Raw genomic sequence first — 14,112 nt, 5'->3', positions numbered from 1 at the left:
CCGAGCCGTGGCCGCCCGGCCACGACCGGTAGCCCAGCAGTGCGCCACCTCCGACACCGTCCGCTCCGTCGCCGCCGCCCGGCGGCGGCCCGCTCGACACAGCCCAGGGACCGACATGGCCTCCCCCTTCGCCGATCCGGCGTTCTACCGCGACCGCTACCCCGCCTACGCCGCCCTGCGCGAGGCCGCCCCGGTCCTGCGCGTCCCGATGGAGGGCGCCGGCCCCGGCACCGCGACCGTCGTCACCGGCTACCACGCGGCCCGCCAGGCCCTCACCGCCCCGCTGTCGAAGGACACCGGCGCGTACTTCGCCGACAAGCCGTCCGAGCGGTCCCTGCACCCGGCCGTCGCCCGCACCATGCTCGCCACCGATCCCCCGGAGCACACCCGGCTCCGCCGCCTGGTCACCAGGGCGTTCACCACCGCCGTGGTCGACGGACTCCGCCCGTACGTCCGCTCACTCGCCGAAGAACTCGTCGACCGCTGGGCGCCCGGTGGCGAGGTCGACCTCGTCGAGGACCTCGCCGGGCCCCTCCCGGTCACCGTCATCTGCCAACTCCTGGGCGTCCCGCCGGAGGACCGCCCGGCCGTCCGCGGCTGGTCCACCGACCTGTTCGCGACCGGCGACCACGAGCGGATCGACTCGGCCTCGCACGCGCTGGCCGACTACCTGGCGGAGCTGATCGCCACCAAGCGGTCCGGGCCGGACGGTTCGCTGCTCTCCGAGCTGATCGCGGTCCGCGACAGCGACGCCGACCGCCTCGGCGAGGAGGAGTTGCTGTCGCTGGCCGTGCTGCTGCTGGTGGCCGGGCACGAGACCACCACCGCGGCGATCGGCAACGCCGTCCTCGCGCTGCTCCGGCACCCGGACGACCTGCGGCGCCTCGTGGCCGACCCGCACCGCATCCCGGCCGCGGTCGACGAACTGCTGCGCTACGACGCGCCGGTGAGCATCGCCACCTGGCGCTGGGCTCCCGAGGCGGTGCGCCTGGGCGACCGCGAAGTCCCCGCCGGCTCCCCGGTGTTCGTCTGCCCCGGCGCGGCCAACCGCGACCCCGCGCGGTTCGCCGACCCCGACCGGCTCGACCTCGAACGGCCCGACGCGGCCGGCCACCTGGCCTTCGGGCACGGGATCCACCGCTGCGTCGGGGCACCGCTCGCCCACGCCGAGATCGAGGTCGTCCTGCGGGTCCTCCTGGAGCGATTCCCGACCCTGCGGCTGGCCGTCCCGCCCGACCGACTCTCCTGGCGCCACTCCCGGCTGGTGCGCGGCCTCGTCGCCCTGCCGGTCCGCCTGTAGGCGGCGCCGCCGTGCTGTCCGCCGCTCCCCTCTGCCGGGGGCGCACGGCACCGCGCACGCCGGGTCACGCACGTCGTTGTGGAGAGGTGGTGCCCGCGGGCGCCCCGAGCGGCACCAGCCGCTACGGAACGCGAAGTTCCAGCTGTCGGGAAGAGGAAGGCGACCTGCCGGCCGGGGCTGTCGGCGACGAACGGGTCCGGCCTGGTCGGGTTGTTCCCGTTGAGGTTCCGCACCCGACCCGGTACCGCCCGGGAGGCCGTCGTCAGTCGCCGGACAGCCGGGTCGGGGCCGCCGTCAGTCCGTCCAGGGTGAGGTCGAGGAGGCGTTCGGCCTGCTCGCGCTGGTCCGGCCCGGCCGAGGTGAGGGCGATGCCGGCGAGCGCGGCGAACACGTCGCTCGCGCTGATGTCGGACCGGATCGTTCCGGCCGCGTTACCGGCGTCCATCAGGGCGGCGAGGGCGCCCTGGATCATCTCGCGGCTGTCGGCATAGGGGTCACTGCCCGAAGCGACGACCGCCCGCAGGGCGTCGGCCATACCGAACTTGGCGGTGGCGTAGTCGATGAAGCGGCGGGTCCACGCACGCAGGGCCTCGGCGGGCGGCATGGTCGCGAGGAGTCCGGGGACGGCGTCGCAGAGCCGGGCCACCTCGTTGCGGTACGCCGCCTCGACCAGCGCCTCCCTGGTCGGGAAGTTGCGGTACAGGGTGCCGGTTCCGACACCCGCCTCGGCGGCGATCCGCTCGAAGGTCGCGTCGAGCCCCTCCTCGGTGAACATGCGCACCGCGGTGGCCAGGATCCTGTCCCGGTTCCGCTGCGCGTCGGCCCTCAGCGGGCGCCCTGAAGCTCGGGTCATCGGCGGCCTCTCCCTCCTCCGTTGCTAAGTGGAGGGCCCTCCGCTTAGTCTGGGCGAAGTGGCGGACCCTCCACTTTCAACTCTAGGGCACGGCCCGGCCTGCCCCCGCCCCCTACTCCCCTGTTCGGAAGGACGGTCCCGTATGTCGGGAATCGAAGGCAAGGTCGTGGCGATCACCGGCGCCGGCAGCGGCATCGGCGAGGCGACCGCACTCCTGCTGGCCGCGCGCGGCGCGAAGGTCGTCCTCGGGGCACGGCGCACAGAGCGCCTGGAGGCCCTGGCCGCCCGTATCGAACAGGCCGGCGGCGAGGCCGCCTGGATCCGCACGGACGTGACGCGGCAGGGCGACCTCACCGGCCTCGTCCAGCTGGCCCGCGACCGCTACGGCAGGCTCGACGTCCTCGTCGGCAACGCCGGGGTCGGGCTGATCTCCCGCCTGGACGACCTGCGCGTCGAGGACTGGGAGCAGATGATCGACGTCAACCTCAAGGGCGTCCTGTACGGGATCGCCGCGGCCCTGCCGGTCTTCCGGGAGCAGGGCTCCGGACACTTCGTCAACACCGTCTCCACCGCCGGCCTGCGCATCGTGCCGCTCCAGTCGGTGTACGCGGCGACGAAGAACGCCGTACGGACCGTCTCGGAGGGCCTGCGCCAGGAGGCCGGTGACAGCCTGCGCGTCACCGTCGTCTCGCCCGGCGCCGTCCGCACGGACTTCGCGGAGCACATGGACCCGTCGGTGAAGCCCCAGATCGACAAGCTGATGGAGATCGCCCTCCCGCCGGACGCGGTGGCCCGCGCCATCGCCTTCGCCATCGAGCAGCCGGACGGGGTCGATGTGGGCGACATCGTCGTCCGCCCCACCGCCCAGGGGTAGGTCCGCGCAGCCGGTTCGGCCGGCCCGGCCGGGGCCCGGGAAACACCTCGCCGACCGGTGCGGGCGGCGCACCGGTCGGCGAGGGGGTGGATCAGGCCTGCGAGCGGCGGCGCGAGGCGACGACCGCGCCGGCGCCCAGGAGGACGGCCGCGCCGGCGGCGGCGGTGAGCTCCCCGAGCGGAGCGGTCGAGCCGGTGGCGGCCAGCGTGCCGGTACCGGTGCCCCGGACGGCCCCGGTGGGGACGGTGGCCGAGGTGGCCGTCGCGGCCGTCGCGGCCGTCGCGGCCGTCGTACCGGACTTGACCGCGGCGGGGGCCACCGCGGGGACCGGCTGGGTGGTGCCGGACGTGCTCTGCACCGCCCCGGCGGCGGGCTTCGCGGCAGCCTCGGCGGCGGCCTTCGCGGCGGCCTCGTCCTTGGCACGAGCCGTGAACCGGCCCTCGGCCAGGAAGGCCCGGACGTCCGCGGCGGTGCCTTCGAGCGCGGCGAGGCCGGCCTTCCGGACCTCGGGCGTCCCGGTCTCGACGAGCTGGGAGACGCGGATCCGGTCGTCGCTCTCCCGCAGCGGCTCCAGCTGCGCCTTCAGGAAGCGCTCGACGTCCGCCGCGCTGCCGGCGAGCGCCTTCTCGGCCGCCTCCCGGACATGACGGCCGGTACCCGCGTCGTCGAGGATCCGCCGGACCTCGGCGCGGTTCTCGTCCTCGGCCCGGGCGACGAACTGGCCGACCTTGAGGAAGGCACGGACGTCGTCGATGGTGCCGTCGAGCGCGGCGCCGGCGGCGGCCCGCACCGCCGGGCCACCGACGGCCATGATCTGGCCGAGCAGGACCCGGTCGTCGTCCTCACCGGCCTTCTTGAGGCCCACCGTGAGGAACTGCTCGACATCCCCGGCCGTCCCCGCGAGCGCCTTCCGGGCGCCCTCGCGCACACCCGGCCCACTCTTCGGGTCGTCGAGGATCCGCTGCACCTCGGCACGCTTCTCGTCCTCGGCCCGGGCCTCGTACTGACCCTGGTTCAGGAAGGCGCGGAACACCTCGATGTCGTCCAGGTCGAGCACGGCGTTGGCGGCCTTCTGCACGACCGGACCGCCGGCGCTCATGATCCGCAGGATCGCGATCCGCGCGTCGTCCCGGCGGATGCGGTCCACCTCCGACGCGAGGAAGCGCGCCCGGTCCTCGGGGGTGCCCGCGAGGGCCGCCGCCGCGTGCTCGCGCAGGTAGCCGCTCGGCGCCGTCAGCAGGTAGCTGTTCGGGTAGACGAGCAGCTTCTCGATCGCCGCCCGGTTCTCGTCGTCCGTCTTCGTCCCCGCCGGGTCCGTCTGCTCCTGCCCCGCCGGGGCGCTGTCGGCGAACGCCGGGGTGCTGCCCAGGGCGACGGGCGCGGCGGCCGTGGCCAGGAGGACGGCGGTAGCGAGCGAACGACGGATCTTCAACGGTCACCTCAGGATCTGGATACGGACGACCCCGACGCGGCTGCGCGGTGGTCGGCCGGGGGATCGTATCGCGACACCACCCCTCACACGCGAACACATTTCCGTCACGTCCTGGTCCTTGGGTCTCCGACGACCCGGACCGTGAGCACCGACCGCGTCCGCACCGGCAACTGACGCACGAAGGGGAGGCCTGGAGCGGCCGTGAACCGGCTCTCCGGGTCTCCCCCACCACGATCAGGACGTGCCGGTGCCGGCCGTTCCTAGTTGTGCCAGCCGTTCCACTTCCCGTTCTGGTCGCGGTCGCGGGACCACAGGCGGTTGTCGTCGCCGCGCGCGGTGATGGTGAAGGCGCCGCCGAGGGTCTGTCGGGTGATCTCGACCTTGCTCGTGAAGGAGCCGCCCAGGGAGGTCCAGGAGCTCAGCTTGCCGGAGCTGTTGGTCGTCCAGCGCGTCCACACGGCGTGGTCGGTCCCGATCACGAAGATCTCGCTGGTGCCGTCCCGGAAACCGAAGTACGTCACGCCGTCGCCGTAGGCGCCGCCGCACAGGTAGGTGCCGCCGAACTGCCGGTCGCTGCAGTGCCCGGGGACACCGATGTCACCCGCCGACGCGGGAGCCGCGCCCAGCCCGACTCCGGCGAGGGCGGCGGCGGCCACGACCGCGGCCTTGATCTTGTTCATGCGTCTGCTCCTGACTGGTCGGGACCGGGCCTCGTCGGCGCACCGGTCCACCCGGGCCACAGCCCACCCGGCGCCCACCCGCCGGGCCCTCACCGGTACCAACGGGAGCCGCACCCCGTCGAGTTCATCGGAGGGTCCCGTCGACCCGGAACAGCACCGGACTCCCCTGTCAGACCCGCGCGCGTCCTTCTGGCCCGGTCGGCACCGCCGGGGCCCGCGACTGCCGACGACAGTCGCGTTCCAGGGCTGACACGATGTCCGCCATGGACAGAGTGGTGACGACAAAGGAAGACCTCGCGTCGCACCGTCGGTACGCGGCTCTCCAACGGGTCTCCTTCGACGACGGTGACCTCGCATCGGTCTCGTTGCGGCAGTTGCGGTTCACACGGTGCTCGTTCCGTGGGGCCGATCTGCGCCGAGCCACCCTGGACGGCTGCAGCTTCAAGCTGTGCGACCTTCGCGGGGCCGACCTGCGCGGCGACTCCCTTCGCGGGGTCTCCCTGGCGGGCTGCGATCTGACCGGAGCCGACCTCCGAGCGGCAGACCTGACCGGCGCACGACTGGGTCTGGTCCTCACCGGCGCCCCGCCTCATGGGCTGACCGAGGCCACCGGCGTCAGGCTGGACGACGCCGTCCTCCGCGACCTCGAGCTCGACCAGGTCATCGGCTGACCCCTCACCGGGTAGATCGGCCGGGTTACGAAGGGGCCGGACCAGCGCGCGGCTCATCGGGCCGGCCCCTGCGGTGGACCGATCACCTAGGCCCGGAGGTACCCCCAGGTGGCCGGACCGACGATGCCGTCGACGGTGATCCGTTCCGCACTCTGGAACCGCTTCACCGCGGACTCCGTGGCGGCTCCGAACTGGCCGTCCACCCCGGTGGAGCCCACCGAGTAGCCGTGGAAGATCAGCAGCGCCTGAAGCTCCTTCACCCGCGCGCCGGAGTCGCCGCGGCTCGTGTAGGCATTGCTGAGGTCATAGCCGCAGTAGGTCCCCACGTCGACGGTGCCGCGGCAGTTCACCGCCACCGCCGGTGGCGCCTGCGCCGTGATGGGTGCGGCCGGAACGGCACCGGCGGAGCCGACCGGAAGCAGGGCCGCAGCCAGTACCGCGGAGGCGAGGAGGGGAAGTCTCAAGCGCTGACGCAACCGAGAGCCCTTCGATCGGGGCGGGAAAGCCCGCCCAACGGGTTGGTTGAGCGCGAACCTATCTCGGTACAAGCCGTCGGAGCAGGGCGCACTTCGGCGCGCGGGGGGAGTGCGTGGAGCCCGGCCCAGCGCACCCGCGGTCGAAGTGACCCGTCGGGTCAGACCGGAGATCTTCGTCACCGGCCGCTGGCGCACCCCCACCTGAGGGGAGCGGTCACCGGAAGGTCCGCTGTCCGGTCGCGGGAAGAGGCAGCAGCGCCTGGCGACGCCGCCCGGGAGCCGCACGGCTCCGGCGAACTTGGCGTCCGGCCGCTGTCACATCTTCCCGCCGCCGTCCGTCGAAGCAGCAGTGACCGTGTGAAAGCCCCGAGGAGGCACTTATGGAAACGCGATCGATCACGGCAGAGGTCCCGATGGCGCCGCGGATGACCGAGGACCCGGCGCAGCTCGTGCCCGAGCTGGCGGAGGTGTCGGCCGCGCTGTTCAGGGCCACCGGCAACGGTTCGGTGCCGCGCTCCACCATCAGCCTGGTCCAGCTGCGGGCCGGCCAGATCGTCGGCAGCACCTACCTGACCGTGCTGCACACCGGCTTCCTGCGCAAGGCCGGGGAGTCCGAGGAGCGCATCACCTCGGTGGTGTCCTGGGCGGACTCGCCGTACTTCACCGGTGCGGAGCGGGCCGCGCTGGCGCTGGTGGAAGCGGTGCTCCAGCCGTCCGTCCACGGCGAGCGGGTCTCCGACGAGCTGTACGGCCGGGCGACCGAGCACTACGACGCCCGGGCGCTCGCCACCCTGATGTTCGCGATCGGCCAGGTGAACTTCTTCATCGCGGTGGCGCTCATCGCCAAGCCGGTACCCGGGCGGTCGTTCACCGACCCGTGGCAGTAGGCCCCACCGGGGCGCCCGGCCACGCGTGCGGCGTGGATCCGGGCGCCCTGCCCCGCCGTTCACCGCGCAAGCGCCGCCCGGGTGGTCGTGCGGCCCGGCGCCGTGGCGCCGACGCCGATACTGCGGCCAGGACGGTTCACCGCGGACAGCTCGCACGACGCCCCCTGCTCAGGGCCGCCGCCCTGCGGCCGAGGAGCTGGCGTTCGCCACGGCCTGCGGCGCGGGCGCCACCGTCGGCGCGGCGGGGCCGCGTCCGCCCCGGGCGCCCGGCGCGGAGACCGCGACCACAGGCGGGGCCCGGGCGGGGGCACGGGCAAGGCCACGGGCGCCCCCTCCGGGCCGCAGGAGTGCGTGGACGCCGGACCGATGGCCATGGCGCTGACCTTCGACGACGGCCCCGGCCCCTACGCCACGGCCGAACTCCTCACCGTCCTAAGGCAGTACGGCGTCACCGCGACCTTCTTCGTGATCGGCGCCAACGTCGAGAAGGACCCCCGTCTGGCCCGCCGAATCGCGAGGAGGGCCACGTCCTGGGCAACCACACCTGTCCGAGCCGCAGATCCGGGCGGATGAAGGAGCGCACCACCGAGCTCGTCGTAGGCGTCACCGGCCGACGGCCGACGCTGTTCCGGGCCCCCGGCGGCCACTTCACCCCGGCCACCATGGCCGTCTGCGCGGACCTCGGACTGCGGCCGGTCTCCTGGTCGGTGGACCCGGAGGACTGGTCGAACCCCGGTGCCGACGTCATCGTGGACCGGGTGCTCGCCGAGGCCCGGACCGGTTCGATCGTCCTCAACCACGACGGCTGCCTCACCCCCGAGTTCCTGCCCGCCCGGGGCGGGCCGGCCGACCGCTCGCAGACCGTCGCCGCCGTCCGGCCTTACCTGCCCCGGCTCGTCGACGCCGGGTACCGGTTCACCGTCCCGACTGCCTGACCGGCGGCCGTCACCCGGACTCCGTGGGCGGGACGACGCGCACGTCGCTCGACCGCACGAAGGCGAGCCGGTGGTCGAAGCGGATCGCGTAGTAGGTGTCGCGGCCGACCACCAGGATCCGGCTGTCGGGCGTGTCGGTACGGATCGTCCGCTGCTGGAAGAAGTCGGCCGGCCGGGGTGACTCGTCCGCCGCGACGTACACCTGGCCCGCCGGGAGGGTGGCCCGCAGGGCGACCACCGGCGGCGGGTCGACGGCCGGGTGGTCGGTGTAGGCGGAGGCCTCCGGATAGGCGCGGCCGTACACCGGGACCGAGGCCGGTCCGGGGCGCGGGGTGAGCAGCGTACGGCCGGCCGCTCCCACGCGGCGGGTGCTCAGGCCCGCGGGATCGGGGAACCAGCCCTTCTGCCCGTCGTACCAGATCGCCGTCCAGTCGCCCTCGCGCCCGGCCACCACGTAGCGGGCGCCGGTGACGGCGGTGTCGCTCCAGTCGTCGGGCCTGGTGGACCCGTCGTTGACGAGCGGCGCGTCGGCGGCCGGACCGGTACGAAGCAGGACGGCGTTGCGCGCCTGCAGCTCCCGGGCCTGCGGCGGCAGCGGCCCGGTCGCCACGAGCGGCGCGACGACGGCCACCGGGTCACCCGGCCGCGGCGGACCGTCGGCCGGCCCGGGCGGCGCCCCCAGCAGTGCGAAGTAGTGCTCCCAGTCCCAGTACGGGCCCGGGTCCCAGTGCATGTCGGACACCGCCGCCTGGGTCGGCGCCGGGACTTCGTCGTGGCCGATGACGTGCTCGCGGTCCAGCGGCACGGCGAACCGGGCCGCGAGGTGGCGCACCAGCTCCGCGGAGGACCGGTACAACTGCTCGGAGTACCAGGTGGGCCGGTCGGTGGGGAGCGCGAAGCCTTCGTGCTCGATCCCGATGCTGTGCATGTTGACGGTCTTGTTGCCGGAGTGCCAGGCGATGTCGTGCGTGGCCACCAGCTGGGTGACGTGGCCGTCGGAGGCACGGACGAGGTAGTGCGCGCTGGCCCGGGCCCGGGGGTCCTGGAAGTACTCGATCGCCCCGTCGAAGCCGCCCTCGGTGTCGTGCAGCACGAGGGTGCGGATCCGCAGGCCGTCGGCGGGGCGGTCGGCCGGGTTGTAGTTCCCCCATGACGTCGGGTCCGCGGGGTCGGCCAGGGCGTACGCGGCGGGCACGAAGTCGCACCCGAGCTCGTCCGGGCACTCGGCGACCGGCCCGTCGGCCCGGCGCGAAGGCCGCGCCGAAGGCTGCTCGGCGGGCCGGTGCGGCCGGGCGGCGGGCGGCACGAGGTCCGGTTCGGCGGCGAGCCTCACCCGTGCCCCCTCGGAGGTGGTCCGCTCCGCGCCCACGCGCAGGGTCTCGAAAACCCGGTCCGCGAACCGACGGCCCGGCTCGTCCTCATCCGCCCCGCGCCCGAAGCGCGTCACCGCTTCGTACCAGCCGCCGGCGCCGTCGCGGACCGGTCCCGGCAGCGCGTTCCGGTATCCCGCCAACAGGGCCGCGCCGCCGCGGAGGTTCTGCAGCGTGTCCCGCTTCACCTCCTCGGCCGGGCGGTGGATCAGGGCGGCCGCCGCACGGAGCGTGTGGAGCGCCGGGGAGTCCGTGACCCGGGGTTTCGCGGTGCCCGCCGCGCCGCGCCGGGCCGGGTGGTCGGCGTTGACGGCGTTGACGGCGTTGACGGCGGCGACGTCGACGTCGGTCAGCCCCAGCACGCCGTGGTTCCCGGTGGTACTCGGCCTGCCCTGGTGGGACTCCCAGCGGCTCTCCTGGTAGGCGAGTGCCAGGAGTACTCCGACCGGCACGCCGAACTCCCGGGCGGCCGAGGTGAATTGCCGCTGCAGGAGACGCTCCCGCGCGGGCCCGCCGTCGGCGCGGGCGGCGGCCGGACAGACCACGCAGGCCACGGTGGCCAGGGCGGTCAGCACGGCCGCGCCCCGGCGCCGGGCCGCACCTCCGGAGCGCGAAGGACGGCCCGGTGGCGCCGGGGCGGCGGGCCCGGCCGTGGCCGCCCACCGGCCGGTCGCGATCGCCACCAGCCGCCGGGAGAAGGAGTCGTGGCCCATCGGGCTCAGAGGACCCGGACGCTGTACAGCTCGCCGACGATCTCCTCGCCCGGGGTGACGGTCCCGGTCCGACGGGTGCAGTCCGGCCGGTCGTGCAGCTCAATGTCGTGACCGGTGAGATTGCGCACGGCGTACGCGGGCGGACCGGGCGACACGAGGGTGCGGCACTCGCCGGGACGCAGGCCGCTCTCCACGGTCTCCGCCTCGGCCGCGCCGTCCGGCGCGCCGGTGGGGTGCTGCCAGACGAGGGTGCCGGCGACCGCGTCGGCGGAGTCCTGCTCCTTGCTCGCCGGTGCGGTGTCCCAGGGCTGCGGGTGCTCGACGGGGCGGACGGCGGAGGCCCGGTCGCGGTAGGCGCCGCCGGGCACGAGCGTGGCCGGGGCGAAGAGTTCGGGCACGGTGACCAGGGTGTAGCCGGCCCCGCGCAGCTGGCGGACGAGCTCGGGTACCACGGCGAGCGTCTCGCGCTGGTTCTCGGTGTCGTGCATCAGGATGACCGACCCCGGTCGCACACCGGCCTCGACCCGGGCGAGGACCTGCGCCGGATCGTGGTGGTCCCAGTCCCGCGTGTCGATGTCCCACAGCACCAGCGGGTGCCCGAACCGGCGGACCTCGGCACTGAAGGAGCCGTACGGTGGTCGCACCAACTCCGGCCGCTTACCGAGGACTTCGGCGATCGCCTGCTCGCCGCCCGCCAGTTCGGCGCGCACCTGCGCGGGCGTCGACGCCCCGAGACGCGGATGGGTCATGCTGTGGTTTCCGATCACATGGCCCTCCGCCGCCTCACGCCTCAACCGGTCGGGCCACCAGCGCACTTGATCCCCGACGGCGAAGAACGTCGCCTTAACCCGGGCGGCGGCCAGATCGTCGAGCAGCTCCGCCGTCGCCGCGGAGGGCCCGTCGTCGAAGGTCAGCGCCACACAGGCCAGGCGCTCGCAGTCCGGCCCCGCCGACGCCGAACCGCCGGTCGGCGCGGGCGTCGCGGGTGTCGCGGACACCGGCCCCGGCGCCAGCAGCGCCGCACACACCCCCAGGACCGCCGGCCACATCCGCACACCTCGTCGCATGCGCTCACCGTAGCCAGCACCACTCGCGCGGCGGCGCAGCGCGGACGAACCGCCATCCGATCGGCCCAACCACCGGAGCCGCCCCGCACGGACGCTCCGTCGACCGGGCCGGGGCGAGGGACCCGACAGACGTGCGAGCGGGGCGACCCCGTCCGCGGCCGCCCGTTCGGGCCTCCAGCCGGTGGCTGCGGGGCAGCGGCCCGCTACTCCTCGGGCTCGGCGACGTTCAGCGTCAGCTCCGCGGTGTGCAGGTGCCCGGCGGTCTGGAACTGCAGGAAGACTCGCCAGTTCCCGGGCGCCCCGAGCAGGGCCATGAAGGTCAGCGTCGGACCGCCGTGCTCGCCGTCGACCCGGTCCGTCGGGTGGAGGTGGGCCAGCGCCCGGTCGCCCTGGTGGAAGGCGGTGAGGTGGGCGTAGCTGTCCAGGTACGGCTGGAGGTCGGTGACCGGCCGGCCGTCCCGGCTGATGGTGGCGGTCAGCCGGTGCGCACCGGCCATCGGCTCGCTCCGGAGGTCGACGGTGTAGCCGTCCACGGTGGTGCTGCCCGCCGGAGCGGGCAACGGCACCGCCGAGGCCGCGCCGGGCACGGTCACGGTGCGGCTGAGCACGAGTTCGCCGGCGCGCGGGCCGGTGTTCGGCAGGAACGACGTGTACAGCCGCCAGTCGCCGGGGGCGAGGGCGGACAGGTCGGCGGTCCAGGTGCCGTCGGCGGCCATCGTCGGGTGCAGGTGCTGGAAGCCGGTGAGGTCGGAGCGGATCGCGTAGAAGTGCAGCTTCTTGCTCTGGTGCTCGGCGAAGTCGGTGACCGGCCCGCCGTCCGGGCCGGTGATGGTGAACGAGCAGGCCGTCGCCCGGCCGGCGGGCAGCTCGGCGCTGCTGACGTCCAGGCGGTAGCCGTCCTGTTCGGCTGCGAGGCCCCGTGCGGTCGCGGGCGTCCCGGGCATCCCCGGCATCGCGGCGGACCCGGCGGTCATCGCTCCGTGGTCCATTCCGGACATCCCGAACATCCCGGATTTCCCGGCTGCGCCCGAGGTGCCCGAGGTGCCGGACGCCACCGCCGGCCCGGCCTGCGCGGAGGGACCGCACGCGACGAGCCCGACGAGCCCGGCGACCAGCAGCGCGGGCACGCAGGACGCCAGTGCCCAACCAGGGGAGAACGAACGAACGGCAGCGGACATCGGCGGATCTTTCCGGGTGTGCGCGCCGGGACGGCGCTTGGACGAGCGGGTGCGGGGCGGGTTCGGTCAGGCCTGGGCGGCGGACAGCGGGACGCCCGGTCGGCGCCGCCGACGGTGCGGCCTCTCACGGGGCGCTCCCTCCTCCTCTTCGGCCGACGGCACGGTGCCGTGCGAGCCGAGGGAACCGGCCGCACTGAACAGGAGACCGGCGAGGGGCGCCGGGATAACCGAAAGTTCGGCCCGGGCGCGGAGACCGGCCGGGGCGAGCGGGCCGGATCGTAGGGCCACGCAGCGCGAGCCCGACAGCACCGCGGGCCGTACCCGCCGATCGGCGGGTACGGCCCGGGTCCCGGACTGCTCGTCCGCGGGGAGGTGCTCCGCGCCCCGCCCCGACCGGGCGGTGGCGCGGACGCCGAAGAGCGGGGTGCGGAGCAGTTCCCTGAGCACCTCGTCCCACCTTCCGCCGGTGACCACGTCGACGATCCGGCCGAGGACGTTCTAGGCGGTGCTGGAGTAGGACATGGTGACGCCGGGCGGGCTGGTCAGGCCGACCGTCCGGGTCACGTCACGGTCGGTCGCTTCGAGGATCCTGGCCACCTGCTGGTCGACGAGCTTCGACACGTCCCGGCGCAGGTCTTCCGACATGCCCTCTCGCTCGTGGTGACGGTGGCCCGGCGCGCGGGGGCGGCGTCGGCGGCTAACCCGCGTTCCCGGCCCGGCGGCCGATGAGGCCGGTCAGCGCGCCGACGGTCCTGCGCGGCGCCTGCCGCAGGTCGCGGTCCGGGTGGAGCACCGTGCGGAACGCGGCCCAGGCGAGCGCCCCCAGGACGAAGCCGTAGGCGGAGACCAGCCCGTGGCCGTTCTCCTGGGCGAACCACATCGCCAGCCCGAGCGCGGGCACACCGAGGGCGAGCAGCCGGTCGATGCGGACGGCCTTGCCGGCCGCGGCCCGGTCGCCCTCGCCCCCGGCCCGGCCGAGGCGCTGGTCGGCCCCGCCGTGCAGCAGCAGGGCCGCGGCCAGCGTCGCGCCGAGGAAGTAGGTGGCGCCCGAGCTGCCGGCGAAGTTGCGCGGGTCGGTGCTGTGCGAGGTCTGGCCCCACAGCTTGTCGATCTGCTCGGGCAGCAGGATGCCCGCGGCGAACAGGCCGAGCGTCAGCGGCGCGCCCCAGAACCAGTCGGCGAAGGCCGCGACGACGGCGAGGGTGGCGATGTTCCAGGCCGCGCCGCCGATGCCGCCGTTCTGCAGGAAGACCGAGGTGACCACGCGCCACCAGCCGGACTTCGCCGGGTCGGCGTCGAACGCTCCCATCGCCCCCGACCAGCAGAGCTGGAGGGCGACGCCACCGAGCGCGATCGCGGTCAGCGCGACCGCCGCCCAGGGGATCCGCCGCGCGGTCAGCGTGTGCTGGCCGACCAGGGCGAGACCGCCCTTGAACATCAGCACCATCAGTGCCGCCGTGGTCACGTTGAACAGAACGATGTCCATCGTCACCACCCCCCTCCGAGCCGTGTGCGATTTACTGATCATGACAATAGCGCGACCCAGGCCGGTTTCAAACACTGTTTGAAACCGGCGGCCCCGGGCCCGGGTGTAACCGTGCCCGGGCCCCCGCGCGCCCCGCCGCGGGGACCCCCCCGGGGCCGGCGGGGTCCACCAACCCGGCAGCCCCGCGGAC

The 14,112-nt window shown here is 74.4% G+C and carries 15 protein-coding genes; 6 read left to right on the top strand and 9 right to left on the bottom strand.

Annotation, left to right across the window (positions count from 1 at the left end):
* Window positions 1-115 precede the first annotated feature (115 nt).
* A complete protein-coding gene (locus ABT263_RS01650; protein ID WP_352286430.1) occupies window positions 116-1,300 on the top strand; it encodes a cytochrome P450 family protein in 1,185 nt (394 codons plus the stop codon).
* Window positions 1,301-1,562: 262 nt separating this feature from the next.
* On the opposite strand, the gene ABT263_RS01645 is transcribed toward ABT263_RS01650, so the two are convergent.
* Window positions 1,563-2,153 carry a TetR/AcrR family transcriptional regulator gene (locus ABT263_RS01645; RefSeq protein ID WP_352286428.1) on the bottom strand — a complete coding sequence of 197 codons (591 nt, stop codon included), beginning with the start codon at window positions 2,151-2,153 and terminating at the stop codon, window positions 1,563-1,565.
* A gap of 142 nt (window positions 2,154-2,295) precedes the next feature.
* On the opposite strand from ABT263_RS01645, the gene ABT263_RS01640 reads away from it, so the two are divergent.
* Window positions 2,296-3,027, top strand: coding sequence for an SDR family oxidoreductase (locus ABT263_RS01640; protein WP_352286426.1), 732 nt, complete (start codon window positions 2,296-2,298; stop codon window positions 3,025-3,027).
* A 91-nt stretch (window positions 3,028-3,118) separates the two neighbouring features.
* On the opposite strand, the gene ABT263_RS01635 is transcribed toward ABT263_RS01640, so the two are convergent.
* Both ABT263_RS01635 and ABT263_RS01630 read right to left on the bottom strand, forming a co-directional pair.
* Window positions 3,119-4,459 carry an ALF repeat-containing protein gene (locus tag ABT263_RS01635; protein ID WP_352286424.1) on the bottom strand — a complete coding sequence of 447 codons (1,341 nt, stop codon included), beginning with the start codon at window positions 4,457-4,459 and terminating at the stop codon, window positions 3,119-3,121.
* Window positions 4,460-4,719: 260 nt separating this feature from the next.
* A complete protein-coding gene (locus ABT263_RS01630; RefSeq protein ID WP_352286422.1) occupies window positions 4,720-5,139 on the bottom strand; it encodes a DUF8189 domain-containing protein in 420 nt (139 codons plus the stop codon).
* A gap of 263 nt (window positions 5,140-5,402) precedes the next feature.
* On the opposite strand from ABT263_RS01630, the gene ABT263_RS01625 reads away from it, so the two are divergent.
* A complete protein-coding gene (locus ABT263_RS01625) occupies window positions 5,403-5,810 on the top strand; it encodes a pentapeptide repeat-containing protein (protein ID WP_352286420.1) in 408 nt (135 codons plus the stop codon).
* An 86-nt stretch (window positions 5,811-5,896) separates the two neighbouring features.
* Here ABT263_RS01625 and ABT263_RS01620 read toward each other — a convergent pair whose 3' ends face one another.
* Complete coding sequence (locus ABT263_RS01620) at window positions 5,897-6,274, bottom strand: peptidoglycan-binding domain-containing protein (protein WP_352286419.1); 378 nt, start codon at window positions 6,272-6,274, stop codon at window positions 5,897-5,899.
* 392 nt (window positions 6,275-6,666) lie between these two features.
* Between ABT263_RS01620 and ABT263_RS01615 the strand changes: the two genes are divergently transcribed.
* The 3 genes from ABT263_RS01615 (at window position 6,667) to ABT263_RS01605 (ending at window position 8,108) form a co-directional block, all read left to right on the top strand.
* Window positions 6,667-7,173 carry a carboxymuconolactone decarboxylase family protein gene (locus tag ABT263_RS01615; RefSeq protein WP_352286417.1) on the top strand — a complete coding sequence of 169 codons (507 nt, stop codon included), beginning with the start codon at window positions 6,667-6,669 and terminating at the stop codon, window positions 7,171-7,173.
* A 351-nt stretch (window positions 7,174-7,524) separates the two neighbouring features.
* Window positions 7,525-7,746, top strand: coding sequence for a polysaccharide deacetylase family protein (locus ABT263_RS01610; RefSeq protein WP_352286415.1), 222 nt, complete (start codon window positions 7,525-7,527; stop codon window positions 7,744-7,746).
* Window positions 7,743-8,108: a hypothetical protein gene (locus tag ABT263_RS01605; RefSeq protein ID WP_352286413.1), complete on the top strand. Its 366-nt coding sequence runs from the start codon at window positions 7,743-7,745 to the stop codon at window positions 8,106-8,108. The genes ABT263_RS01610 and ABT263_RS01605 overlap by 4 nt, the downstream gene beginning before the upstream one ends.
* A 10-nt stretch (window positions 8,109-8,118) precedes the next feature.
* Here the strand turns inward: ABT263_RS01605 and ABT263_RS01600 are convergent, their stop codons facing one another.
* From ABT263_RS01600 to ABT263_RS01580, 5 genes are all read right to left on the bottom strand, one after another.
* Window positions 8,119-10,191 (bottom strand): N-acetylmuramoyl-L-alanine amidase, encoded by a 2,073-nt coding sequence (locus ABT263_RS01600; RefSeq protein ID WP_352286411.1) that lies wholly within the window; start codon window positions 10,189-10,191, stop codon window positions 8,119-8,121.
* 5 nt (window positions 10,192-10,196) lie between these two features.
* Window positions 10,197-11,258 carry a polysaccharide deacetylase family protein gene (locus ABT263_RS01595; protein WP_352286409.1) on the bottom strand — a complete coding sequence of 354 codons (1,062 nt, stop codon included), beginning with the start codon at window positions 11,256-11,258 and terminating at the stop codon, window positions 10,197-10,199.
* A 203-nt stretch (window positions 11,259-11,461) separates the two neighbouring features.
* Window positions 11,462-12,436, bottom strand: coding sequence for a DUF8832 domain-containing protein (locus tag ABT263_RS01590; RefSeq protein ID WP_352286407.1), 975 nt, complete (start codon window positions 12,434-12,436; stop codon window positions 11,462-11,464).
* 498 nt (window positions 12,437-12,934) lie between these two features.
* Window positions 12,935-13,081 carry a hypothetical protein gene (locus ABT263_RS01585; protein WP_352286405.1) on the bottom strand — a complete coding sequence of 49 codons (147 nt, stop codon included), beginning with the start codon at window positions 13,079-13,081 and terminating at the stop codon, window positions 12,935-12,937.
* Window positions 13,082-13,133: 52 nt separating this feature from the next.
* Window positions 13,134-13,922 carry a hypothetical protein gene (locus ABT263_RS01580; RefSeq protein WP_352286403.1) on the bottom strand — a complete coding sequence of 263 codons (789 nt, stop codon included), beginning with the start codon at window positions 13,920-13,922 and terminating at the stop codon, window positions 13,134-13,136.
* Window positions 13,923-14,112: the final 190 nt, after the last annotated feature.

The sequence above is a fragment of the Kitasatospora sp. NPDC001603 genome, from assembly GCF_040298365.1.
Lineage (GTDB): Bacteria > Actinomycetota > Actinomycetes > Streptomycetales > Streptomycetaceae > Kitasatospora.
This window is presented reverse-complemented; position numbering and strand designations above follow the sequence as displayed.

Excerpts from the sequence above, each read along its gene's own strand:
- ABT263_RS01625 (WP_352286420.1), top strand. The coding sequence starts at position 5,403 with ATGGACAGAGTGGTGACGACAAAGGAAGACCTCGCGTCGCACCGTCGG.
- ABT263_RS01645 (WP_352286428.1), bottom strand. The coding sequence starts at position 2,153 with ATGACCCGAGCTTCAGGGCGCCCGCTGAGGGCCGACGCGCAGCGGAAC.
- ABT263_RS01590 (WP_352286407.1), bottom strand. The coding sequence starts at position 12,436 with ATGTCCGCTGCCGTTCGTTCGTTCTCCCCTGGTTGGGCACTGGCGTCC.
- ABT263_RS01580 (WP_352286403.1), bottom strand. The coding sequence starts at position 13,922 with ATGGACATCGTTCTGTTCAACGTGACCACGGCGGCACTGATGGTGCTG.
- ABT263_RS01615 (WP_352286417.1), top strand. The coding sequence starts at position 6,667 with ATGGAAACGCGATCGATCACGGCAGAGGTCCCGATGGCGCCGCGGATG.
- ABT263_RS01585 (WP_352286405.1), bottom strand. The coding sequence starts at position 13,081 with ATGTCGGAAGACCTGCGCCGGGACGTGTCGAAGCTCGTCGACCAGCAG.
- ABT263_RS01595 (WP_352286409.1), bottom strand. The coding sequence starts at position 11,258 with ATGCGACGAGGTGTGCGGATGTGGCCGGCGGTCCTGGGGGTGTGTGCG.
- ABT263_RS01605 (WP_352286413.1), top strand. The coding sequence starts at position 7,743 with ATGAAGGAGCGCACCACCGAGCTCGTCGTAGGCGTCACCGGCCGACGG.
- ABT263_RS01630 (WP_352286422.1), bottom strand. The coding sequence starts at position 5,139 with ATGAACAAGATCAAGGCCGCGGTCGTGGCCGCCGCCGCCCTCGCCGGA.
- ABT263_RS01650 (WP_352286430.1), top strand. The coding sequence starts at position 116 with ATGGCCTCCCCCTTCGCCGATCCGGCGTTCTACCGCGACCGCTACCCC.
- ABT263_RS01600 (WP_352286411.1), bottom strand. The coding sequence starts at position 10,191 with ATGGGCCACGACTCCTTCTCCCGGCGGCTGGTGGCGATCGCGACCGGC.
- ABT263_RS01640 (WP_352286426.1), top strand. The coding sequence starts at position 2,296 with ATGTCGGGAATCGAAGGCAAGGTCGTGGCGATCACCGGCGCCGGCAGC.